The organism is Methylobrevis albus (assembly GCF_015904235.1).
In the GTDB taxonomy this organism is placed as follows: Bacteria; Pseudomonadota; Alphaproteobacteria; order Rhizobiales; family Pleomorphomonadaceae; genus Methylobrevis_A; species Methylobrevis_A albus.
The window spans coordinates 271,080-294,401 of sequence record NZ_JADZLT010000052.1; the positions used below are offsets into that span (position 1 = coordinate 271,080).

Genomic DNA, 23,322 nt, shown 5'->3' on the forward strand with positions numbered 1-23,322 from the left:
AATAAAATCAATAGACTAGGCGTGACACATAGGGGTGACAGGTGACACATGCGGTGCTCGGTTGTGGGTAACGTTTCTGCAGCCTAAATTGTCGGCCTGTGCTTTGCGCAACGGGGGGCTGCCATGACGTTGTTCGGAAAGCTGCGGCTGATCGTCGAAGAGGCCATACGGGATAGGATTCAATATCTGAGTAAGAGATTAGATTTAGCGATAGCAAAAGCATCCCTAAACAAATTTACAAGGAATTTTAGTAAGCCGGAATTTCAGAACGACGGTGTGCAAAAAAATAGTTTTGAAATATTTTCGGAATATAGATATGCTGTTGAGCCTCTAAAGAGCGATATAGCCGATATTGAGAACTTCCTTTTAACTAGGACTGCAGAACGGCTTGGAATTCCATTCATTCCCGAAGCATTCAACTATTATGAGCTACCGGAAGGATGGGAGCATACTAATGAACCTTCCGTAATTCGACTAGATCAAGTCGGGCGAAAGAAGCTATACGAGGAAATCATGCGCGCGAAGGAAGTTAGGAGGGCGCCACTGATCTCATGGATCGCACTGGCCATTTCGTTCATCGGGATTATCTTTTCTATCTTCACCTGACGTTCAGCAAGCTAGTGATCCGAAGCAGTGCTATCGCAGACCCGCCAATTGCGGCGGCCAACGCACACAAGCCTATTTCAAATTCGCGCAATGGTGGTATCGTCGGTGTAGGGCCGGTCGCATAAAGTCTAATGATTATTCTGTTCGAATATTTGGATTGCGGCTGTTCACGTCTAAATCTCTGCTAGGATTAATGTCATGGAACAGATTCGAGCAAAGGTAGAAGAAAGCTTTACAAAAGCAAATACAGGCGCAAAGGCGTGGAGCACTGCGTATCACACAATCTTAGGCGCGGCCGGAATTGTTGGGATTATCGCTAGTCTGGTTTCAGGCGCTGGCATAACCGGCGACATTTTAGGGATGTCGAGTAAGACATTTATTGCGGTACTTTCCGCCTTAGCCGCTATGCTCACATTTATCGGTGGATTTGGCGGTTTCGAGAAGAAGTGGATATCAAACAGGCAGCTTAGACATGATCTCAATATGATTAAAGTCGATATGGATGCGAATGACGCGGATGAAAAGACGATTAGAACAAAGTATAAAGAAGCAATGTCCCGTCACGAAAGTATATTCGTCGGCGATAGTATTTAATTTTTGATGAAATGATCGGAATTATTTTTATAAAAGAAGAAGATGAGAAAGCAATGAATATTTTTCCGAAGATCGAAATGATAACTGATAGTCAGGAATCTTTCGGTGATATTGTCTCTATACAGGTAAATGATGTATATGTACTTTGTATTGTTGTAAGAAATGTATCCACTTTCTCGTCGTATAAAGAATATATACCATTGGTAACGGCGTCTGGTCTGAAAGAGTTTGTTGCGGTTTCGGAAGGAAGTTTTTCGAGCAACAAGCGGATAAGGTGGATCGGGGCAAGCGTTGATTTTGAGCCAAAGGTTTTGTCTCATAAAACCAAAGATTTTAGTGTTGGATCTTTGATTATCCAAAGTGGCCGCATTTACTTTGTGTTTAGTGGAGAGAGTCATCCTAGGTTTTATGACATCGATAATTTTGAAAGCACCAATTTCAATTATCTGGAGCATTACATTATATCTGAGAGATGGTCTATTGTCGTTAAGAATTCAGACGGTTCATCAAAGATAGTTTATAGCTTTGCAGCTGAATCTACGCCGGACGTAGATGCGATGATTCCGTGAATTTGGTGCGTTCCAATTCATATCGTGACCACGAACCGCGCCGGGTCGAAGTCTGCATCGTCTAGAACCGACACCGCCGCACCTTGCGATGCTCGGCTAACTGCCATCCACAGAGCGACCGCAAGGTCGATGCGGTCTCGCGAACGTCCTTTGTGCATGACCCGATTTCCGGCCGAGTCCGTGTGGATCGCGACGTTCTCAACGCACCAACGAAGCGCCGGGGAATCCCAATAAAGCCGACCTGAGATGATCGCTCGCTCTAGCGTCGACAGAGCCGGAGACTGTGTGAACCATCCTTGTCGCATGGTGAGCACCGGCCGGCCGGCTTCCATCAACGGCTGCAATATCGGCATCGCATAGGCGGCATCTGCAACGATTTCTTGGACGTCGAAGCGCTGGCAAAGGTCTTCGATATGGGCTGCAACTGCAGCGTAATCGATCACGTTTCCATCGGTCGCGATGACCCATTCATCTCGCGACCAGTCGATGTACGGCACTTTATCGCGATCGGAGCGCTTCGCGACGGCATCGGCCGGGATGAAAGCCCAGGTCTTCACATACAGGTCGGCGCCATCGGCGAACACTGCGACGACGGCAGTGAGGTCGGTTGTCGAGGATGAATCTAGCCCTATCCAGCACGGCAAATGCGCTAGCTGATCGATGTCGATATCCCGCTTGCCGGCATCGAAAATCGCCATATCGATGAACGGCGATAGCGAATTTTGCTGCCGTATCCCCAGATAATATTGACAGAACGCCGCTCGATCCGATGGGCGCTCGCGCGCCTCTCTGGCGAGCTGCCGAAGGGACGGAAGGTCCGGGTAGCCATATTCGAGACCCGGCAAGAGGCGATGCCAAAGCGCTTCATCTTGCCAGTCGGCATCCGCAGGCGCTTCGAAAATGATCGGCAAGAACGTCTCGTCCTCGATCTCGCCGGCTTGAACCTGTTTCGCATATTCGAGAAGCGGATAGTCTGGCGACTCGTTACCGCGCCCTGCCGTCGTGGCAATTATAATGAGGGAACCCGACGTCTTCGCCGCACCCGTCCGGAGCGCTTGCCAGAGGTCTGCCTTTCGATGGGCGTGCAATTCATCGACGATCACAAGAGACGGGGTCCGACCGTGCTGCGATGGGGCATCGCACGATATCGCCTCGAAACGTGAACCTGATTTCGGATGAAGGAAGCGGTTTCGGCTATCGATCACCCTAGCGGCAGCGGCGAGCTGCGGAGTCGTTTCGACAATCGACGTCGCTTCCTCGAACCCGATGCGGGCTTGCTTCCGATCCGACGCCGCGATCAAGTTCTCTCCGCGCGGAATGCGCTCCGGGCCGAAGGTATGGAGAAGCGCAAGACCAGCGGCGAGGGAGGTTTTCCGCGAACCTCTACCTACCTGAAGATAGACCGTCCGAACTTGGCGCTGCCCTCGATCATCGGTCGGGCCGTAAATGCGCCGGACGATACGCTCGAATGGTGGATCGAGCTGGAATTGCTGCCGAGGAAGCCGGCTTTTCGGGTGCCGCAAGAGCCTTAGGAAATCGACAGCACGTTGACCGCGCCCATCAGGATCGGCGATAGGGGATTCGTCAAAAACCCAGGCGGGGCGAACGTCAGAGGTCGAAGGCATCGAATGGATCGGCGGCAGAGTCGGCCGCTAGCTCTTGGTTCCGAATCCCGGTCCGTGATCGAGATAGAGCGGACAAGCCAAGCTCGGCAGACAGGCGAGCGACGATTTCCGAGCCGGACCGGAAGAGCGCTAGGCTCGGATTTGGCTTCAGGGCACCGTTGCCCGCCTTGATCAGCACGCCGTGCTCAGCAATAGATTTCTTGGCTTCCCGGACCGTCCACAGCGATATGAAGTAGGTTTCGAGAATCGGAAGCATCGACGATGAAAGCAATCCGCGACCCTGAAGGTCGGCGGCAGCAATGTTCCACTCGCCTTCCATGTCCGGCGGCAGCGTAATCGGCACCGGAGGAACGGTTTTCAAGCCACCTTCGATGGATAGCAGCTTAGGTCTTTTACCCGGAGCGCCCATTTTATTCTCTCCTGCCGACGATTTCTAAACCCTCGCGGCGCCCGATTTCCTTCAGAGAAGCAATGCCGAAGGTCTGTCCGTCATAGATGATGCGATCTCTTTCTGTGATTCCGCCTAGCCATCTAATGCGAAATGTCGAAGTCACTTCCGTGTAACGCTGCCGTCCGTCATCACGTTCCGTCGCGGAGTCTTGCGTGTAGCTAGCCCATACGGTGGCGATCTCTTGCCATGAGGTTATGGGTTCATTGTATTCAGTCACGGAGTCAGTGACGAGGCGCTGAATTACGATGCGACGATCGAGGGTGCCAGCCTTCATTTCTTCACCATCTTTTTCGCCAGCGCCTGCCAGAAGCGATCTCCGAAGCGGGCGACGGCTTGCTCTTTGGCTTCCTCGAACGCCTTGGTCAGGAAGCGCGATCCGGTCTCACCAACCCGGCCAAACTCGGCGAGATGGGCGTATCTCCGGGCGATGCCGGTCGCTCCGACTAGCCAACGCGGTGCATCCTTGCGGGCGCGTTTGTCCTGTCTGATCACCAGCGATTTCTTCAGCAGCCCTGTCGCGAGGGGCGCATTCCGGCGAGCTGCAGAGAGCACCGGCCCAAGAGCGAAGCGCGAAGCCGAATTAATCGGCGCGGTCAGCACATCCGAACGACCTAGGCGCTTAAATTCCTTGCGAATTCCGGCTGCTCCGGTGACGGATGATTTGCTCATTGCCCGATGGCTCCATAAAAAACGAAACGTCCAAGCGCATCGGCAGATGCAGAGGGCATCGACGAGAACGCCGCACCGATCGCAGCGGACTCGCGGAAGGCATAGCGATCGGCGACCATCTCGATAACCGCCTGCCTGATTCCGGCTGGCACGTCTTCGGGATCATCCCCGTACCCAGTCACGAATTCGACCCGAACCGCATCCGGTCCGGGCGCTGCTGATGGCCAGGTCTTGCCTCTCGCCGGCGATATAAACGCATGATCGGAACCGGCACCGATTAGTAAATATTCGCTGTCCGGAAGTATTATAGATGCTCCTGAGGGGTGATCGTAGGTAATCGATGCGATCGATTGAACGGGGGGCAACGGTAGTTTAATGAAGGCTGGGAAGCCATCAAGCAACAGTTCCCACGATTGAGTGATAAGGCAACGGCAGAGAATGCCGCCATATCCATCAAGATAATCCGTCGCCGCATCAACATATGCGTTGATTAGAGCATGGTCGATAGGCTGGTCGTCCTCGCCAAGATTGACCCGCAAATGCTCATATACGGTCGGCAGACCGACGGGAAACGATGCCGGAGAGTTTTTGCGAATCATTCTCATCTTAAATTCTCTAATTTATTGAAACTCGCGCGACTGACAACGCGTCGGTCTCTTTCAAATATAGCCAGAGTCATCATGCCCCCCCTCTAAAGTCTAGACTTCGCAAAGCCTTGTTCACGACTTGTTCTTTGTGAGTGATGATGGCGGCAATACGCGCGCAGGTTGCTCCAATTCAAACGAAGACTTGTATCATTCTTGATTGATACTATGTGATCAACTTCGGTCGCTTGTTCTTTACAGTATTCGTGCGAGCAAAGCGGGTTTGCCTTTAGGTATTTCGAACGTAGAGCACGCCATTCCGCATTATATCCGCGTGCCGAAGCGCTAGGTCTTGTGGCATCGTAAGCCGCTCTAGCTTCTCGCTGGCGGGCAATCGCGCAAGGGCAATGCTGTCCGCTTTGAACGGCGACCTTTCCACAATGGCAGATCGACCTAGGTTTGCTCGGCATCGTTGCACCTGTACTAAAATGATGGCGGGTGATGCATCGAAAAGGAGGAAAACCCTGCACCACCCGGATGGATCAGACCCGCCGCCTGATCCATCTTCCCGACCCGCCGGCTATACAGAGGATCGAGACCACCAGTTTCGCCGGGGAAGCACACCCAGCGAATTCCATCACGTCACCGGCGCATCAGCCGGATTGCCCTTGATCACCACGGCACCGGCCGCGATCGAGGTTCCGGAATTGAGCGTGAGCACCGTGCGGATGTACCTCTTGGTTCCGACATATCCGACCCGGTACACCGAAGCCGCTGCAAGAGCTGACGGGAACGTACCCACCAGATGAGCCGCCGCCACGTCGGTGAAGTCGCCGCCCGTCGTGGTGTCGGACTCTTGCAATTTCGGGGTGAAGTTGCCCGCAGAGACGATTGCGCCGGTGTTAATGACGACGGCAGCGCTGTTGAATCCGAGAAGATCGACGGCAGCGGATGTGTTGGTAGCGGTTAGGACAGCCGGGGCGACCACCTGAACCGCGCTTATGTTGGACGCTAGATCGCGCATTGATTCTCTCCTTAAGAGGTTGCGGTCTTCAGCTTGACGAAGCGAGCCAGCTGGATAACGCGACCACCGACACGACGGGTCGCATGAATTCTTGTGACTCCGCGACGTGCTTGCGTGTAGGGATCGGAGAGGATCGAGAGCGCAAGGCGATCCACGATGCGATATGCCGACCAGTCGCCGAATATGATGGGATAGGAGCCGTCCGCGATATCTGGCAAATCGACCATTTCGACCACCGGCTTGCCGAGGATGGTCTCCGGTTGGCCAGCGACATAGGCAGGCGACCAGAGGTAATTGTTCTGGCCATCCTTAAGCTTGCGCACGGCTGCTAGGGTTGAACCGTTCATGGCCCATGCGGCACCGGGCGCGTTCCGGTAGGCAGCGGGTAGCGAATAGAGCGTGTCGATAAGTTTATCGGCCGACAAGTTCGTCGCATGACCATTGACGACGTGGTCAATCGCGGTGTTCGTCATGATGCCCTCAGGCATTTTCGAACCAGTGCCGCTAATGAAAGCGATAGCTTCCTTGCGGCCGAAGTCTTCGGCAAGGGCAAGCCGCACTTCAGCTTCCGCAGCGCCGCCGCTATCGGCGAGAAGTTCATTCGAGATGTCGACGAACGTCTGAATCTTATGGATGACGACTTCGGTCTGACCGAAGGTGATGTTGGATTCGTCCGCTTCCTCTAGTTCCCCCTCCCAACTCGCGTTCGTGATCGACGTGCGGGTCGGGTACTTGACCGAAGGTGCGCCCGTGGTCCGAACGCTGGCGTAGGTCCGGATAGGGCTAAACTCAGTCAGCTCGCGGATAAATTCCGTGCTCATCTCGGCTGGTGCGAGGTAGCCGGCCTGCGGGTCATTACTGACAGTGAGCGCCCGAATTTCGTCCGCCGGCGTCTGGTTGCCGAGTCTCAGGTAGCTCGCAAACGCCCTGCGCTCGACCGTGCCATCACGGGTCTCAGTAGCGCCCGGCCGTGCAGCTCTAGTTTCGATAGCGTCGAGTCTCGCCTGCATTGCCCGAAGGTCGTTCTGGTTTTGTTCCCTAGCGGCAGTGGCGGCAGCGCGGAGCTCATCAACGGCCGCGACAGCGGCGCCGAGGTCTAGATCGGCCGGGGTTTCGGTCTCTTCCGACCGTGTCTCTAGTGGTGTGTAAGGCTTCATTTCGTTAATCCTTTCAATGAATTAGTTACTGATTTCAGGGCGACAATATACGTGCTAGCATCCGCAATGCTGCGAACGGAAGTGATGCGGGCGGAAGGGCTCGCCGGCAGCGGCACAATGGAGATTTCGGCGAGGTCTACGTCTCTCAGGACACGAACGCCGGCCGGATTTCGCTCGGCTTTGCGGGTGCTAAAGCCTATCGAGAGGCCAGACAGGGCACCTTCCCGGAGAAGCGCAAAGGTCTCGGCTCCTTTCACCGTCTCGCGAATGATGCGGCCACGGACCTTCAAGCCGCGCGAGTCCTCCTCAATCGACTCCCACACGCCGACGACATCTTGTCCGTGGTGGTAGAGCATCACCGGCCGGGTTCCGGAGGCGCGATGCTCGGCAAGGGAGCGACGAAAAGCACCGGGTGCGACGGTTTCGTTAAAAGAGGGGACGACAACGTTGAAGACCGCCGCATAGCCCTCTATGCGACCTTCATCACCATCGAGACGGATTTCAGTAGGGCTTAAGGTGCGAGTTTCACGCGGCATCGGCTTTAGTCTCCGCATCGGCGGCAATCTCAGAGAAGCTTCGCCCATAGACCCGGCGGAAGAGTGCATCGAGAGCCGCATCTGCCGCCTGCCGCAGGCTAAAATCGGCCTTATCCAAATCGCCCGACCAAACCGAGCCGTCTGGGTTCCGCAGACCCTTCGCCAAGGCCAGGCGGATCGCTTCCGGCGCAAGGGTATCGAGCTTCGACATGAAGGCGCCGACGTTCTCGCCGGTCTCTTTCTCAATCTCGATCAGAACCGAGAGAGGGAAATCAAGGCTAACGCCTGCGGAAATGAATTGTGCTTCAGTCTTCGCCATCGGTCCCACCGTTCATGTTCTGTTATTCTATACTAGAAGACTGGCCAGCTTGCAATATTAGTGCATCACCACCTTCGACGGGCGGCAGGTTTATTGCTCGTCTCGCTTCGTTAGGCGTCAGGAAACTTGTCCCTGTCGCGGTCTTAAGCGACGAATACAGAGCGGCAAGATTAGGTCTGACTAGATCGGCGACTTGGTGTTCAAGAAAGACTTCGCCAGCCTCCGACTCGTCGATCAGCACCCTAGAGAAAGCAAATTCTAGAGCCTCTAGCCATGGCAACAGACCAAACGAAAGCCAGTTCTGCGCGCTTTCTTCTAGATTTCGCCAAACTGCACGAGAGTAGTCACCGACCAACGTCGGCGGTACCCGGAATGCACGCATGATCTCGGATTTTGCCTGAGACATCAGCTCCACGAACTGCATGTCTACGCTGCTGAAGGTCTGCTGAGAGAACTTGAATCTATCAGGTATTACAATCGTCTTACCTGAATTGTCGCCACTCGACTGCGCCTGTATTAGCTTGAGCACGTTATCCAGCTGCACGGGCGACATCGGTTTTTCTGACTCGGAGGTCAGTATACTCGCCGGTCTACCGCCTCGCGACATGAGATTGCTTTGGTACCGCGACATGGCTATGTCGAGCGAAATCGCTTCCGCAGCCTCTCGCGTGATGATTAGCGGTTTGTCGATCGTGCTGCCGGGAGTCAGAACATCGACGACATCGCTATAGTGATACGAAATTTCGCCACCGGACTTCTGCGATACGCGATAGACCGGTTCGATGTTGTCTATATCTACACGTACGGATCGCGGATCAACACGATGAAGCTCGCGAATGACGCCGTTTACGCGTGTCGCAATAGCAATACCACGCCCATATATTAGAGCATCATGAACTAGACGAACGCGAAGATCGGCAGAACTTGTCCACGGATTGGCATGATGCGAGAGAAGCGCAGATGCCCGATGCGACGAGTCTCGATCTCGCGATCCATCCGCCTGCCTCCGGAACACATGAAGCGGCAAGCCACCCGCTGTTTCCGATATAGCCCGCACACATGCAAGCGTCGTTGGCGACTTCAGTGCAGATGATCCGTCTACCGATATAGCACTTATCGTCGAAGATATCATCGGCATGAAATCTTCTATGCGCAATGTACGTTCTTCGCGATGGAAGAATTTATCGAAATATCCCATCACTTAATGCGCCTCTGGTGAACGAATTTAGCCTGATACGATCCAAAATTTCTCATTATGTCTTGTCGTGTCGCTTGGTTCGAAGCCGCAATCTCGGCACGAACCTTAGGCCATACATCTTCAGTCACATTGCCCTGAATGATCGTATCGCCACCCTTGAAGCGGACGCCTGAAGCGGCGATCGGGGCCGCGTCGGATGCTCGGATGCCCGACATTGGCGAGGCAGGGACGGTCGGATTTCCGATCACGCCACCATTCGCGAACCCCGGAATCCCCGAATTGATCGCGGTAAGGAGCGGCAGGTTTTTGCGCGTCGCCTTCGCGTTGACGAGGAATTCGCCGTCCGAAACCCTCGCGAGGATCGAGTCAGAGCGTGGCCCGCCCGGTCCCTGAATCTTGCCACCGTCTGCGAAGCCGAGAATGCCACCGAGAAGGGAGCCGAGGAAGCCGAGCAAGCCGCCGCCGCCCGACCCGCCGCCGAGCGAGCCCGATTTATAAAGCTCGTTCAATAGGTTAATGACGATTGGGATAAGGGACTTAAGCGCATCTCGCCACTCGAAGGTGCCGTTCACGATCGAGCCGAGGATATCGGTCCCGGCGTTGCCGAGCTGCTGCATGGCTGCATCGAGGGACTGTTGCGAGGATGCCGCTTGCTGCGCTGCCGCCTCAACGTTTGCCATTTCGGCCGCGAGGCCCTTGAGCTGCGCCGTCTGCTGAGGTGTGAGCGCGATCCCGGCTTGCTGCGCCTGCGCCATCAGCTCTTGCTCATGCCGCAACCGTGCCGCCTCGATCGAGGTAAGCCCTAGCGCTTGCTTCTCTGCCGCCTGGGCGGCGATGAATTCCCGACTATTGCTGAGAATTTCGGCGTATCGATCCGCTTGATCACGTCCTGCCGACCATTGCGTTTCGAAGTCGGAATCTCGCTGCTGAGTGGTCGCGGCTTGGCTTTGGATGTGCCATGGCTCGTAATCCATCGGGAAGCCGAGGCCGAATTCCCCGGCGTTCGAATGGAACCAAGATCGAGCTTCATCCGTCCCGAACGACAGGTCGGCCGCGTTGCCCGCGTTGTGCTGACTCTTGCCCGGAGGAGCTACCCATTTCCGCGCGGCAGCTTCCGAGCCATACTTTTTCACCGCTTCATCGAAGAGCTGCGCTTGCCGTTCGAAGGATCGAAAGCCGCTTGTGATGGTGGTGGCCGCACGCACCGACTCAGGCGCCGCTGCAATCATCTCGGCAAGGGATTTTGAGAAGTCGCCAGAAAGACCCGTTACATGCGCCGCCGGCCGACCGGGTGCCAGTCGAGGAGTTAGGTATGCAGCGGAGTCGCGGGTCGCGGTCTCTCGATCAAGCGCCCGAAGCGCATCACTGCGCAGCGCGGTCGCCGCATTCAGCTCGCCGCCATTCCGCGCCTTCGAGGCGGCAGCTTGGAAGGCGGATTCGATCTTCGCTCTTGCATCGAGCTTCGCAAGATGGCCGGCGAGACCGGGGATTTCACCCTGAAGGGATCGGATAGCTTCAGCATACGACTCGATCCCCTTTGCACCCGTGATTGCGGCATCTCCGGTCTTCGCAAGCGAGGATGCGAGGTCTTCGACTTTGGGCTTTGCGACCTGAGATTCCTTCCCGGCTTCGGTCGCGGCACCGTACCCGGCTCGCCTATCGAGAATATCCCGGAGCTTTTCGGCCTCTTCGGCGAGGGACTCGATAGCCTGTTCCTGCCGCTTGATCTCGCCGGCAAGGATCGGATTGCCGTCTGCGGACGCCTTCATGTCGGCTAGCTGGTCAATGAGCGCCTGCCGCTTCGAATAAATCGCGCCTAGCTCGCGTGTTATGTTCGCCGTCGTCTGTTCGTTGATCTCGGCAAATGAATTAAGGAAGTTCTGAAGTCCGATGGCGGAATCGACTATTGCGCCCTTTAGGCGCGTCGATACGGTCGCCGCTATCTTGTTGAAGGCTCTATCGATCTCTGCCGCGCGCTCGATCACTTCGGAATCTAGCACAATACCTAGTCGGTTAGCCTCTTCGATCGTACTACGGATGCTCGCTGCGCCTCTGTCCACCAGCTCGACAAACCGTTCGCCGGCGCTGCCGCCGAAAAGTTCGTCACTTATGCGGATGCGCGCTGCCGTATTCAGATTTTCGAGTCGGCCAATGATCTCCACCAGCAAGGCAGACGGGTCTTTGAGCTTCTCTTTCAGCTCGCTAGCCGTATAACCCAGCCGCTGGAACGCTTCCGCTGCCGACCCGCCGCCGGTCTGAATCCATTCGTCGGCCCGGAGATTTAGCTCTTTCAGCCCATCGACTAGAGCGTCTACGCCGATCCGGTTTTGCTCCGCGACGAATCTAAGCTCTTGAAATGATTGAACAGAAACGCCAGCACGCTTCGCTTCGTCGCCGATCGTCGCCACACCGCGAGCGACTTCTCCAAGGCGCGTCACAATGCCGGTGACTCCACCTGCAACTATGCCCGCACCAAGCGACAACGCTGCCGTCTTCCCGAACGTGGCGAGCTTCCCGGACACTGACGAAATGGCATGATCGAGCCGGCGCGAACTGCCCTCTACCTGTTTCACCATGCCATCGAAGCGGCGCCCGAAGCCCTGCACCTTGCGTCCTGCATCGGCTTCAAACCGCGCAACCGTTGCACCAGACGAGGCTAGCGCCGTTTTCAGCCTCTGCGGATCGGCATCGAGACGGACGAGAATGCTGCCGACAGTCGCCGCCATTATGACCGCGCCCAGATCGCGAGAAGCTGGCCAAGATCGAGGTATCGTTCAATCCCGATCCCGGTTGTCGTGTAGTTCACGATGTAGTCGGCCGACATGCCTTCCATAGTTCCCATCGGCCGCAGCGTAATCAGACCGCTACCAATACGAATTTCGTGCATCGCGACTAGCGATAAATTGTCGCCGATCGCGCCTTCATCGAAATCTTTTAGCAGGGCCGCAATGAATTTAATGATGGAATGACCATCGCGAAGCGCATTTACGCTTGGCAAATAGTACGGGACATTTCGAATGTTGCCCTTGGCAGGGGGGATTTTGCGCAATTCGGCGCAAAATGATTTCCGCAGCGCCTTCACGGTCGATGCCGAAGCGTCGTGCGAGTCGGTCATCAGCCGCGTAGCGAGGAATGCGGCGACGTGGTTCCGATCGAGATACGAAGTGTTCTTATACCCGACGTCTGGAAAAAACCCGGCAGCTCGCAAGGGTCGCGAGAAATGTCGTTCCTTCGACGTATTCGTCTTGAATGTCTCGGCTGCTGCAATGGATAGACTGAAGATTGTTCGCATATCACTGACCGCTAGTTTATGTATCCCTAATACATTAAACTATAGCAGTGTCAAACCGTCAGTCATAATTGCAACTATAGCTGAGATGAAGGTTGCTTCGATACGCCGTTCCGAATGTCGATTTTGGCATAAAGCACGGGAATTCGATTCGGTCTGGCAATTATACGATCGCCGATCGCGGCAATACGCCGCCTCAAATCCGATTGTAATTGTTTCGATGACTTACCCGGCCAAACTGGCCAGCGCAATTCTACGCTCTTTGATATCAATAACTTAGCGAGAAATCGCGACCTTGGCGGCATGGCAAAGCCGAGCGCTCGTCAGAGGATTCCCATAAGCCTTTGAAATATAACGAACCATTTTTGGATTGACCTGCACCGACATCAGCCCCCGTGCTCGTTTGCCGCCCGGACGATGAAACTCGCGACCCGGCGCGCCTCGGCGAAGGTCATGGCGCCGACCGACGTAGCCGATTTGTCATCTCGGAAGTAGAGCCACGCTAGCCCCGTTCCATCGGCATCGCGCACCACGACGGCAGCTCCGAACTCGTTCACCGACCACGACCACGGCCGGCGGAAGCGGCGAGGCTGATGAGGGTCTGGAATCGGCTCGGCTGGCATCTGCGCATATTGCCGGGGCAGGGCAGGGAGAGAAGTTCCTATTTTGTTCTATCTGCCGTTCGATCCATGCCGGCCTGAAGCCGACTGGCGATGGGTGCGAAGATCGCAATTATAATTGAGAGACGGTGCGCAGCGCACATATAGCGCACATCGCAAAGAAAAAGGGCTCGGCGGGGTATCCGCTAAGCCCTTGAAAGCAATGGCTCCCCGGGTAGGATTCGAACCTACGACCGATCGATTAACAGTCGATTGCTCTACCACTGAGCTACCGAGGATCATTGCGAGCGAGCCTATAGCGCAGGCGTGCCGGGCTTGCCAAGCCCCTTCGGTCGCGGGCGGGATCTTTTCGTTCCGGGGGGACGCGCTTTTTTCGCCATGATTGCCGCCCCATCTGAGGTGGCCCGCCACAGCCGGGCTCTGCCGGGCGGATGGAACGGTAGCCCGGCGCGGCCGTTGTTCCGCGCGGCCGGGCCGCGCGCCGCCGAACCCGGCCATTTCGAAAGACCCCATGATGACCGCCGACCCCATCCAGACGATCCGCATTGCCGGCCGGACGTTCCGCGTGCCGCGCTCGAGGCTGGTGCGGCGGTTGATCGGCTCGGGGCTGATCGCGGGCGGCTTTCTCGGCTTCCTGCCGGTGCTCGGCTTCTGGATGGTGCCGCTCGGGCTTGCCGTCCTCTCGATCGATTCGCCGCGGGCACGGCGGCTGCGCCGGCGCACCGACGTGTGGGTACTGCGCCGGTGGCGGTCGTGGCGGTCGTGAGTCGAACAGCCCGGCCCCAGACTCAGGCCGCGCGGGCGGTGAGGGCGCCGCAGGCCTCGGCGACGAGGGCGTGCAGGTCGGCGATCGCCTGCTGCGGCGGCGGCACGCCGTCGCCGCGGGCGAGGCGCTCGATCGCGTCGGCGGCGGCGGCGACGCGGCGGGCGCCGATGTTGAAGCTCATCGATTTCAGTGCGTGCGCCGCTCGTCCGATGTCGTCGAGGCTGCCGGCGGCCGATGCGGCGTCGAGGTCGGCGAGGGTCCTGGGAGCATGGTCGCGGTAGAGCGCGACGACGCGGTCGACGAAGGCGGTGTTGCCCTGCGCCATCTCGAGCAGGTCGCGCAGGATCGCCGGATCGACCGCGGGCGGCGCCTCCGGGTCCGGCGCCGTGACGTCGCGGGGTGACGCGGCTTCGGCTGCCGCGCGCTGCATGCGGAGGTCCGGGTCCAGCGCGGCGGCGAGGCCGTCGGCGAGGCGGGCGAGGGTGAAGGGCTTGTGGAGCACGCCGTCCATGCCGGCCTCACGCCAGGCATCGGCGCCGGTGCCGACCACATGGGCGGTGAGCGCGAGGATCGGCAACCGCGGCGCACCGCTCTCGGCCTCGCGCCGGCGGATCGCCCTAGCCGCCTCGAAGCCGTCCATCTCGGGCATGCTGCCGTCCATCAGCACGAGGTCGAACCGGCCGCCTTCGGTCGCCACCAGCGCCTCGCGGCCGTTTTCCACGGTCTCGGCGCGGACACCGAGTTTCGCCAGCGCCTGGGTTGCGACCTCGCGGTTGACCGCGTTGTCGTCGGCGATCAGCACCCGGATGCCGGCGAACTGCGCCAGCGCGGCGGCCGCAAGCGTCGACGCGGCGGGGCCGAGGCTGCGGCCTTCGATCAGCGCCGCGACGAGGTCGGCGAGGTCGCGCCGCGCCACGGGGCGGTCGAGGCCGGCATCGGCGAGGGATTCGCCGGCGGCCGAGCCGTCGCGCACGGCGACGACGTGACGACCGGGACGGCGGAGGTCGGAATGTTCGCCGAGCGCGGCGGCGTCGGCGAGCACCAGCCGGGCGTCATGCAACTGCGCGGCGTCATCGAGGCGGCCGGTCACCTCGACGGCAAAGCCCGCGGCGCTCAGCGCCTCGTGCAGCGCCGCGCGGGTCAGCGGTGCCGCGACGGCGACGACGGCGGTGCGGCGGCGGTCGGTGGCGGCGAGGCGCGGCCAGGCGGCGGACTCCGCGACCGGGACGGCGGGGAGGGAAAAGCTGAAACAGGAGCCTTCGCCGACACGGCTGGTGACGGTGATCTCGCCGCCCATCGCCTCGACCAGCCGGCGCGCGATCGAAAGGCCGAGCCCGGTGCCGCCGAAGCGACGGGTGGTGGTCTGGTCGGCCTGCGAGAAGGCGCCGAAGATGGTGCCGAGTTTATCGTCCGGGATGCCGATGCCGGTGTCGTGCACCGCGACACGGATCCGGTCGCCGGCCTCCGGCTCGATCACCACGCTGACGCCACCGGCCTCGGTGAACTTCAGCGCGTTGTTGACGAGGTTGCCGACCACCTGACCGAGCCGCACCGGGTCGGCGACGACGTGGCTGCCGGGGGGCGTGCGGACGAACTGGGCGAGGTCGAGGCCCTTGGAGCGGGCGCGCTCGCCGAACAGCCGCAGCACGGTGTCGACGGTCGCCGCCGCGTCCACCGCGGCGGTCTCGACCTCGAGCTTGCCGGCCTCGATCTTCGAGAAGTCGAGGATGTCGTTGATGATCGCGAGCAGGCTCTCGCCCGAGCGCGCGATCACCTCGGCGTTGCGCCGGGCGGGCGGCGGCAGGTCGCCGGCGGCGAGCAGTTCGGCCATGACGAGGATGCCGTTCATCGGCGTCCGGATCTCGTGGCTCATGGTGGCGAGGAACTCGGACTTCGCCGCATTGGCGGCCTCCGCGGCCTCGGTGGCGCGGCGGTAGTCGACGGTGCGGTCGGCGACGTCCTGCTCGAGGCGGCGGCGGTGCCGGGCGAGGCCTTCGTCGCGGGTGCGGATCTCGCCGATCATCCGGTTGAAGCCGTCGACGAGCACGCCGACCTCGTCGCGGCTGGTCGCCTGCAGCGCCACCGCATAGTCGTGGTCGCGGCCGACGCGGCTCATCGTGCTGACGAGGGCCTGCAGCGGCCGGGTGATCGCGCGCTGCAGGCGGACGCCGAAGGCGAGGGCGACGACGAGGGCGAGCGTGGCGCCCGCCAGTGTGGTCAGCACGGTCGTGTAGAGGCGGGCGGCCAGGTCCGCCGTGTTGCCGTAGAGCCAGAGCGCGCCGACCGTTCGGCCGCCGCGCACGATCGGCACGTCGACGCGGATCGAGTGGGTGGCGAGCAGGCTGCCGACCGGGATCGCCGCCTCGCGATCGTCGAGGCTGAGGTCGCTCGCAAGCCGCGCCGCGCTGCCGAGGCTGGCGATCGTGGCACCGTCCGCCCCGTGCACCTCGACGAGGTCGACGCCCGACATCCGGCCTACGCTGCTGAGGGCGCCGTAGACGCCGTCGGCATCGCCGGCCGCCACCGGCGGACCGACGACGGCGGCGACGAGGAAGGCGGCGGAAAACAGCGTGTCGCGCTTCAGCTCGGCGTAGCGGACGATCTCCTGCCGCAGCACCAGCGCACCGGTGATCGCCTGGGCGAGGAAGATCGCGGCCGCGACCAGCAGGAGCATCTTTCGCCGGATGGTCAGGGTCACGGACGCAATTCTTCCTGCGCTTGCCGATCAGACGGCGCCACCACCGGTTGTTTGCCGGCGCTCATCAAGTTTATTCCGACCCAAGTTGCCGTTCAGTCCTGACCAGTTGATTAACCGGGCCGACGACTTGCTCGATTGTCGCGTAACGCGACGTTAAATTCGCTCAGCTATCGCTATTTCACAAAACCAGAAGACTGTTCCGCAACAGGATTACCCTCGACCATGCCGTTTGGACGACGCCTGCGAGCCTTCGCGGGCGACACGCGCGCCAACATCGTGATGTCGTTTGCGCTTGCGCTGCCGGTGATGGTGGGTGCGGCGGGGCTGGCGGTCGACTACACGATGGCCGCTTCGGCGCGCAGCGCGCTGCAGACCGCCGCCGACGGGGCAGCGCTCGCCGCGGCGAGCGAACTGAGGCTTGCGGGCAGCAACGCCGACGCCGTGATCGAGGTGGCGCGCCGCCATGTCGAGGCCGCGCTCGGCGCAGAGTCCGGCGTCGCGTTCGAGGGCAGGCTCTCGGAGGATCGCCGGGGGATCACCATCGCGCTCGCCCGGTCGACGGAGACTTTCCTGCTCGACATCGTCGCTTCGAGCGCGACGGACCTCAGCGTGATGGCCGAGGCGAAGATCTTCGGCGGCGGACCGCTCTGCCTGATCGGCCTCAACGGCGGCGCCGCGGCGACGGTCGAGGTCGATCAATCACGCCTCACGGCCACCACCTGCGCGGTCTATGCCAACTCCACCTCCGAACGGGCGCTGGTCGAGCGGCGCACCGGGCGGATCGAGGCGAAGTTCATCTGCAGCTCGGGCGGCGCCGAAGGGGTCAACTTCGAGCCGCACCCGCAGCTCGACTGCCCGCAGATGCCCGATCCGCTGGCGGCGCGACCGGCCCCGACGGTCGGCGGCTGCGACTACACCAAGAAGCAGTACCAGTTCGGGATCGTCGTCATTCCGCCAGGGGTCTATTGCGGCGGCCTCAAGATCAGCGGCGCGGTCGCCGCGACCTTCCTGCCCGGCACGTTCATCATCAAGGACGGCCCACTCGAGATCGGTGGCACGTCGATCGTCACCGGCCTCGGTGTCGGCTTCTATCTCACCGGCTCGAACGCGACGTTCTCGTTCGGCCCGGCGACGGTGATCAATCTCACCGCGCCGGTCAGCGGGCCGCTCGCCGGCATGCTGTTCTTCGAGGACCGGACCAATGCGGCGGGCGAGCATAAGATGAACAGCCGCAGCGCCCCCGTCTTGCTCGGAACCTTCTACCTGCCGAAGAGCGCTCTGCACGTCGGCGCGCCCGGGGGGCCGGGCCTGCTGAAGTCGATCGTCGGCGAGCTGTCGGCCTGGACCATCGTCGTCGCCGACCGCGTCAGCATCAACGACGGCCTGAACCTCAAGCTCAACACCAATTACAACGGGTCGGAGGTGCCGGTGCCGCCGGGCGTCGGCCCGGATGGCTCGACCGTCATCCTGACCCAGTAGCCCGCTGCCCCGCCGCGACCGGATCAAAAGCCCATGACCGACCCCACCGCCGCCGAAGCCGCCTACACCTATGTGCTCGACGAACGGGTCCGGCTGCTCGCGGTCGACGACGACCCGATCCTGCGCGAGTTCGCCACCGTCTACCTCGCGACGCCGAGCGCCGAGGTCGAAACGGCGGCGAGCGGCGAGGAGGGAATCGAGAAGCTGCAGCAGGGCCATTACGACCTGATGCTGATCGACCTCGACATGCCCGGCATCGGCGGCATCGAGGCGATCCGCCGGGTGCGGGCCGACCCGCGGCTGCGCCTGCTGCCGATCATCGTGGTGACGGGGCGCGAGGACATCGTTTCGATCGACCGCGCCTTCGACGCCGGCGCGACCTCCTTCGTGTGCAAGCCGGTGAATTGGCGCCTGCTCAGCTATCAGGTGCGCTACGTGCTGCGCGCCCAGAAGCTGATTACCGCCGCGTGAGGCCGGCACGCTGTGCGGCGGCGATGATCTCGCTGGTCGAAGCGATCTCGATCTGCTCCGGCAGCCGCGGGAACAGGTGCGTCAGCATCGCGTCGTGGCTGTCGTCCGACGAACTCGCCAGCGCATCACCGACGAGGATCGCCCGGTAGCCGAGATCGATCGCGCCGAACAGGCTGGCGAGGACACAGACGTCCGTCTCGACGCCGGTAAAGATCACCGTGTCGACGCCGGCCTCGCGCAGGCGGCGGTCGAGGTCGGTGCCGGCGAAGGCCGAGTAGCCGACCTTGTCGACGAAGCGGTCGGGTGACGCGAGTGGAGCGAGCGGGCCGACGAGATCGAGCAGCGCCGGGTCGATCGCCTCGCCGACCACGCCCTGCCACCTCTCGTAATAGCGCCGCCAGCGCCCGGTCGCGCTCTCGGCGTTGGGCGGCACCATGAAGCGCGCATAGAGCGTGTGGTGCGGCATCGCCTCGGCAAGGCGGACGACGTTGGGCAGGATCTCGGCCAGCGCCGGCGCATGCCAGTCGGTCGCCTCGGCGAACAGGCGCTGCATGTCGATGGCGAGGTGGACCGTGCCGGGTCCGAGGGGTTCGGCGAGAGGCATCTTTCAGTGGTCTCCGCCGCGAAGGCGCGCGATCGTCGCCTCGAGATTGTCCCACGGCGCCTTGTCGGGCGCGAAGCGGGCGCGGGCATAACGGGCGATCTCGGCGATGCGGCGGTCGTCGAGCGCAGGACCGAAGGCCGGCATTGCCGCGAGGCCGCCGCCGGAGGGTTCGGCGATGCCCTCGATCACGACGCGCAGGAAATTGTCCGGCCGCTCCGAATGAAGGCCGGTGTCGAGGGCGAGCGACGGCGCGTCCGCCGCCATGCCGATGCCGGCCTCGTGGCAACTCGCGCAGGCGCTGTCATAGGCGCTGGCGCCCGCCGAAAAACGCGGGTCGACGGGCAGCGCCGCAGTCTGCACCACCGCCTCGGCACGGCTGCTGGCCTCGGCGGTGCTGACCGCGGGGCCGAGGCTGGCGAGGTAGGTCGCCATGGCGCGGAGGTCGGCGTCGGGCACGGCGCGGAGCTCCGCCACCACCGGCTCCATCGGCCCGCTCGCGGCGCCGTGCTCGGCGGAGACGCCGGTGCGGAGATAGGCGAACAGCGCGTCCTCGGTCCACGGCACCGGTGAGTTCGACAGCGCGCCGAGCGCCGGCGCCTCCCAGCCCTCCGCAAAGCCGCCGGCGAGATACTGCGTCCCCGCCTTCTCCTCGCCGAGCGCGCCCCGCGGGCTGTGGCAGGCGCCGCAGTGGCCGAGGCCGTCGACGAGATAGCGGCCGCGGTTCCAGGCGTACGACTGCAGCGGCTCGGGCGCGATCTCGGCCGGCCGGTGGAACAGCAGATTCCAGCCGGCCATCAGCGGCCGAAGGTTGAACGGGAAGGTGAGGCGGCTCGGGGCGGTCTCCTGCGCCACCGCCGGCTGCGACATCAGGAAGGCGTAGAGCGCCGAGAGATCGGCGTCGGTCGCCATGGCATAGTTCGGGTAGGGAAACGCCGGATAGAGCTGGCGGCCGTCGCGGTGGATGCCGGCGCGCATCGCGCGCTCGAACGCCGGGTAGGACCAGCCGCCGATGCCGGTCGCGGGATCCGGCGTGATGTTGGTGGTGACGATGGTCCCGAACGGCGTCTCGAGTTCGAGCCCGCCGGCATAGGCCGCGCCGCCCGGCACCGTGTGGCACACCGCGCAGGCGCCGATCGCGGCGAGCTGGCGGCCGCGCTCGATGGTCGAGGCCGACCAGGTCGCCGGGTCGGGCCGCGGGATTTCGGCAATCGCGCCGCGCAGCACCGGACCGCCGGCAACGAAGCCGGCGAGACCGGCCGCAACCGTCGCACCCAGCGCGGCGAGGCGGCCGCGCGTCAGCTTGCGTTTCTCCGGCGGCGCCTTCGGCAGCGGGCGGCCGAGCCCGGCGAGCACCCGTTCCGGCGTCAGCGGCAGTTCGCGGAAGCGGACACCGGTCGCGTCGTAGACGGCGTTGACGATGGCGGCGGCGGCCGGCACCGAGGCGGATTCGCCGGCGCCCATCGGCGGCTCGTCCTGCCGGTCGAGCAGCAGTACGTCGACCGCCGGCAATTCCGGGAAGGTGATCAGCGGATAGGCGCCCCATTCGCGATCGGCGACGGCGGCGGTCTCGGTGAAGCTCACCTCCTCCTTCAGCACCCGGCTGACCGACTGCACCACGTTGCCGTGCAACTGGTGGCGGACGCCGGCGGGGTTCACCATCAGGCCGGTGTCCTGGCCGACGGTGACGCGCGTCACCGTCACCTCGCCGGTGCGCCGGTTGACGGCGACGTCGGCGGCCCAGGCCGACCAGGCGGCGCCGACGCCCGGCCACTTGCCGTGCACGTAGCGCGCCTGCGCGAAGCCGCGGCCGGTGACGACCTCGGCGTCGTCCGCCGGGGTCGGGGCGCCGCGGGGGGTCCAGCCGGCGCGCTCGGCGGTGGCGCGCACGAGGGCGGCGGCGCGGGGGTCGTCGATATGCTCGAGCCGGAAGGCGACCGGGTCGGCGCCGGCCTTCTCCGCGAGCTCGTCGATGAAGCTCTCGTGGGCGAAGACGTTCGGCATCGCCGAGACGCCGCGCAGCCAGGCGGCGCGCACCACCGGCGCCATGTCGTGCACGGTGACGCGCAGGTTGTCGTAGGCGTAGGGCGGCCGGGCGGTGCGGTCGCCCATCTGCAGCACGGTCGGCTGCGGCTTCTCGATGCCCGTCAGCAGCAGCGCCAGCGTCGGCGCGGCGTTCGAGGGATAGCGCGTCTCGAAATCATAGGCGGCGAGGCCGCCGTCCGGGCCGAGCGCGCCGGTGACGTCGATCACCTGGGCGGCGCCCTTCGGCTCCCAGAGGTGCTCCTGCTCGCGGGTGAGCTGCGCGCGCACCGGCCGGCCGACCGCGCGCGACAGCAGCACCGCGTCGGCGGTGACGTCGTCGGCGCAGTTGCGGCCGTAGCAGCCGGCGGCCTCGAGGCGGATCAGGTCGATGCGGTCGGGGGCGAGGCCGGTGAGCCGGGCGAGATCGGCGCGGAGCGGGTAGGGGCTCTGGGTGCCGGACCAGACGGTGATCGCGTCGCCACGCACGTCGGCGACGGCGCAGGACGGGCCGATCGCGCCGTGCATGTGGTAGGGCCAGACGTAGGTGCGCGCGAGCGTGTCCGGCGCTGCGGCGAGCGCCGCCTCGACGTCACCTTCGTCGATCAGCTTGCGCGGGGTCGACGGATTGGCCCGCAGCGCCGCCGCGACGCTGCCGGGATCGGGGCCGAGGCCGCTGCCGGTCGCGAACGGTTTCCAAGACACCCGAAGGGCCGCGGCGGCGGCGATCGCCTGTTCCTCGCGTTCGGCGACGACGCCGACGAAATCGCCCTCGACCACCACCGCGACGACGCCGGGGAGGTGGGCGACCGAGGCCCTGTCGACGGCGACGAGGCTGCTGCCGACGAAGTCGCCGTGGTCGAGGCCGTGGTAGGGCGGGCGGACGACGCGGCCGTGCAGCATGCCGGGCACGCGGACGTCGTGGACATAGGCGAACTTGCCGGTCGCCTTCTCCGGAATGTCGCCGCGCGGCACCGACCGGCCGACGATCCGGTGCTCCGCCACCGGCTTCAGCGGCACGTCGGGGTCGAGCACCAGGTGCTGGCGCCGGTTGGCGAGCAGGTCGGCGTAGGGGATCGCGGTACCATCCGGCGCGATGATGCGGCCGTCGGCGGCGCCGAGGTCAGCCGGAGCGACGCCGAGGCGCTCGGCGGCCAGCGCCAGCAGCGCGCGCCGCGCCTGCGCCGCCGCCTGCCGCAGCGGCACCGCCGTCACCTGGATCGTCTCGCTGGCGATCGTCGGGCCCTGGTCGGGCGTCTCGGCCGTGTCGCCGAGCACCATCGTCACCGCCGCGACCGCGACGTCCAGTTCCTCAGCGACGATCTGCGCCAGCGCGGTGCGGATGCCGGTGCCGAGGTCGACGTGGCCGCAGAAGCCGATCACCGCGCCGTCGTCGGTGAGGCAGACCTGGATGTCGGGGTCGTCGGCGGCGGCGCCGGCACGCGGCGTCACCACGGCGAGGACGCCGGAGCGGCGCAGCAGGTCGCGGCGGCTCGGCCGGCTCATGATGCGGGCTCCGGGGGAGCGGCGGCTGTGGCGGCCATGGCGAGCGCCAGCCGGGCGGCGTCGAGGATCTCGAGGTGGGTGCCGCAGCGGCAGAGGTTATGGCGCAGCGCCTGCCGGATCGCCGCCTCGTCGGCATCGGGGCGCTCGGCGGCGAGGGCGGTCAGCGTGATGATCATGCCATTGAGGCAATAGCCGCACTGCGCGCCCTGGGCGTCGACGAAGGCTTGCTGCACCGGATGCAGCGTCCCATCCGGCGAAGCGAGACCTTCCAGCGTCACGATGACATGGCCCTCGGCACGGCCGGCGGGGATCACACAGGCGCGCACCGCCTTGCCATCGACGAGCACGGCGCAGGCGCCGCATTCGCCATAGCCGCAGCCGTATTTCGGGCCGTTGAGGCCGAGGTCGTTGCGCAGGAGATGGAGGAGCGGCGTCGCGGGGTCGGCCGCGACCGCGTGGTCGGTTCCGTTGACGTGGAGGAGGATCGGGCGGGGAGGGGTCATCGGCGGGCGCCATGCCCCCTCATCCGGCGCTGCGC

Annotated in this window: 23 protein-coding genes and 1 tRNA gene; 6 read left to right on the plus strand and 18 right to left on the minus strand. The window is 62.6% G+C overall.

The annotated features are described in order from the left end of the window. The first annotated feature begins 123 nt into the window (after positions 1 to 123). The 3 genes from I5731_RS14905 (at position 124) to I5731_RS14915 (ending at position 1,769) form a co-directional block, all read left to right on the plus strand. Entirely contained in the window at positions 124 to 606 is a 483-nt protein-coding gene (locus I5731_RS14905; RefSeq protein ID WP_197312183.1) for a hypothetical protein, read from the plus strand. A 198-nt stretch (positions 607 to 804) separates the two neighbouring features. After that, positions 805 to 1,200, plus strand: coding sequence for a hypothetical protein (locus I5731_RS14910; protein WP_197312184.1), 396 nt, complete (start codon positions 805 to 807; stop codon positions 1,198 to 1,200). Positions 1,201 to 1,211: 11 nt separating this feature from the next. Continuing rightward, the gene (locus I5731_RS14915) at positions 1,212 to 1,769 is read left to right on the plus strand and encodes a hypothetical protein (protein ID WP_197312185.1); all 558 of its coding nucleotides are present in this window, start codon (positions 1,212 to 1,214) and stop codon (positions 1,767 to 1,769) included. 17 nt (positions 1,770 to 1,786) lie between these two features. Here the strand turns inward: I5731_RS14915 and I5731_RS14920 are convergent, their stop codons facing one another. The 14 genes from I5731_RS14920 to I5731_RS14985 form a co-directional block, all read right to left on the minus strand. Continuing rightward, on the minus strand, positions 1,787 to 3,394 hold the full coding sequence (locus tag I5731_RS14920) for a terminase large subunit (RefSeq protein ID WP_197312186.1): 1,608 nt from the start codon (positions 3,392 to 3,394) through the stop codon (positions 1,787 to 1,789). Then, positions 3,378 to 3,803: a P27 family phage terminase small subunit gene (locus tag I5731_RS14925; RefSeq protein ID WP_197312187.1), complete on the minus strand. Its 426-nt coding sequence runs from the start codon at positions 3,801 to 3,803 to the stop codon at positions 3,378 to 3,380. The genes I5731_RS14920 and I5731_RS14925 overlap by 17 nt, the downstream gene beginning before the upstream one ends. Before the next feature lies 1 nt (position 3,804). Then, entirely contained in the window at positions 3,805 to 4,119 is a 315-nt protein-coding gene (locus I5731_RS14930; RefSeq protein ID WP_197312188.1) for a phage head closure protein, read from the minus strand. Beyond that, entirely contained in the window at positions 4,116 to 4,514 is a 399-nt protein-coding gene (locus I5731_RS14935; protein ID WP_197312189.1) for an HK97-gp10 family putative phage morphogenesis protein, read from the minus strand. Before I5731_RS14935 ends, I5731_RS14930 begins: the two co-directional genes overlap by 4 nt. Continuing rightward, positions 4,511 to 5,119, minus strand: a complete 609-nt coding sequence (locus I5731_RS14940) for a head-tail connector protein (RefSeq protein WP_197312190.1) — start codon at positions 5,117 to 5,119, stop codon at positions 4,511 to 4,513. Before I5731_RS14940 ends, I5731_RS14935 begins: the two co-directional genes overlap by 4 nt. Positions 5,120 to 5,205: 86 nt before the next feature. Next, positions 5,206 to 5,568: an HNH endonuclease gene (locus I5731_RS20085; RefSeq protein WP_197312191.1), complete on the minus strand. Its 363-nt coding sequence runs from the start codon at positions 5,566 to 5,568 to the stop codon at positions 5,206 to 5,208. Between the two features lie 167 nt (positions 5,569 to 5,735). Further along, positions 5,736 to 6,122: a hypothetical protein gene (locus I5731_RS14950; protein WP_197312192.1), complete on the minus strand. Its 387-nt coding sequence runs from the start codon at positions 6,120 to 6,122 to the stop codon at positions 5,736 to 5,738. Positions 6,123 to 6,133: 11 nt separating this feature from the next. Beyond that, positions 6,134 to 7,279, minus strand: a complete 1,146-nt coding sequence (locus I5731_RS14955) for a phage major capsid protein (protein WP_197312193.1) — start codon at positions 7,277 to 7,279, stop codon at positions 6,134 to 6,136. Further along, a complete protein-coding gene (locus I5731_RS14960) occupies positions 7,276 to 7,815 on the minus strand; it encodes an HK97 family phage prohead protease (protein ID WP_197312194.1) in 540 nt (179 codons plus the stop codon). The genes I5731_RS14955 and I5731_RS14960 overlap by 4 nt, the downstream gene beginning before the upstream one ends. Beyond that, positions 7,805 to 8,134 carry a hypothetical protein gene (locus I5731_RS14965; RefSeq protein WP_197312195.1) on the minus strand — a complete coding sequence of 110 codons (330 nt, stop codon included), beginning with the start codon at positions 8,132 to 8,134 and terminating at the stop codon, positions 7,805 to 7,807. The genes I5731_RS14960 and I5731_RS14965 overlap by 11 nt, the downstream gene beginning before the upstream one ends. A 22-nt stretch (positions 8,135 to 8,156) precedes the next feature. Further along, positions 8,157 to 9,332: a phage portal protein gene (locus tag I5731_RS14970; RefSeq protein WP_197312196.1), complete on the minus strand. Its 1,176-nt coding sequence runs from the start codon at positions 9,330 to 9,332 to the stop codon at positions 8,157 to 8,159. Beyond that, a complete protein-coding gene (locus I5731_RS14975) occupies positions 9,332 to 12,058 on the minus strand; it encodes a M15 family metallopeptidase (RefSeq protein WP_197312197.1) in 2,727 nt (908 codons plus the stop codon). Before I5731_RS14975 ends, I5731_RS14970 begins: the two co-directional genes overlap by 1 nt. Further along, the gene (locus tag I5731_RS14980; RefSeq protein WP_197312198.1) at positions 12,058 to 12,447 is read right to left on the minus strand and encodes a hypothetical protein; all 390 of its coding nucleotides are present in this window, start codon (positions 12,445 to 12,447) and stop codon (positions 12,058 to 12,060) included. Before I5731_RS14980 ends, I5731_RS14975 begins: the two co-directional genes overlap by 1 nt. A 997-nt stretch (positions 12,448 to 13,444) precedes the next feature. Beyond that, positions 13,445 to 13,519 (minus strand) — tRNA-Asn (locus I5731_RS14985). A gap of 236 nt (positions 13,520 to 13,755) precedes the next feature. Between I5731_RS14985 and I5731_RS14990 the strand changes: the two genes are divergently transcribed. Then, positions 13,756 to 14,007, plus strand: a complete 252-nt coding sequence (locus tag I5731_RS14990; protein WP_197312231.1) for a hypothetical protein — start codon at positions 13,756 to 13,758, stop codon at positions 14,005 to 14,007. Between the two features lie 22 nt (positions 14,008 to 14,029). Here I5731_RS14990 and I5731_RS14995 read toward each other — a convergent pair whose 3' ends face one another. Then, positions 14,030 to 16,705 (minus strand): ATP-binding protein, encoded by a 2,676-nt coding sequence (locus tag I5731_RS14995; protein WP_197312199.1) that lies wholly within the window; start codon positions 16,703 to 16,705, stop codon positions 14,030 to 14,032. Between the two features lie 222 nt (positions 16,706 to 16,927). On the opposite strand from I5731_RS14995, the gene I5731_RS15000 reads away from it, so the two are divergent. After that, positions 16,928 to 18,184, plus strand: coding sequence for a TadE/TadG family type IV pilus assembly protein (locus I5731_RS15000; protein WP_197312200.1), 1,257 nt, complete (start codon positions 16,928 to 16,930; stop codon positions 18,182 to 18,184). A 33-nt stretch (positions 18,185 to 18,217) separates the two neighbouring features. Next, the gene (locus tag I5731_RS15005; RefSeq protein ID WP_197312201.1) at positions 18,218 to 18,655 is read left to right on the plus strand and encodes a response regulator; all 438 of its coding nucleotides are present in this window, start codon (positions 18,218 to 18,220) and stop codon (positions 18,653 to 18,655) included. On the opposite strand, the gene I5731_RS15010 is transcribed toward I5731_RS15005, so the two are convergent. From I5731_RS15010 to I5731_RS15020, 3 genes are read right to left on the minus strand one after another with little or no spacing between them, the layout of a single operon-like run. Beyond that, a complete protein-coding gene (locus tag I5731_RS15010) occupies positions 18,642 to 19,259 on the minus strand; it encodes a cysteine hydrolase (RefSeq protein ID WP_197312202.1) in 618 nt (205 codons plus the stop codon). The two genes, I5731_RS15005 and I5731_RS15010, sit on opposite strands and share 14 nt — an antisense overlap. Positions 19,260 to 19,262: 3 nt before the next feature. After that, positions 19,263 to 22,784 carry a molybdopterin cofactor-binding domain-containing protein gene (locus I5731_RS15015; RefSeq protein ID WP_197312203.1) on the minus strand — a complete coding sequence of 1,174 codons (3,522 nt, stop codon included), beginning with the start codon at positions 22,782 to 22,784 and terminating at the stop codon, positions 19,263 to 19,265. Further along, entirely contained in the window at positions 22,781 to 23,287 is a 507-nt protein-coding gene (locus tag I5731_RS15020) for a (2Fe-2S)-binding protein (RefSeq protein ID WP_197312204.1), read from the minus strand. The genes I5731_RS15015 and I5731_RS15020 overlap by 4 nt, the downstream gene beginning before the upstream one ends. Between the last annotated feature and the right edge of the window lie 35 nt (positions 23,288 to 23,322).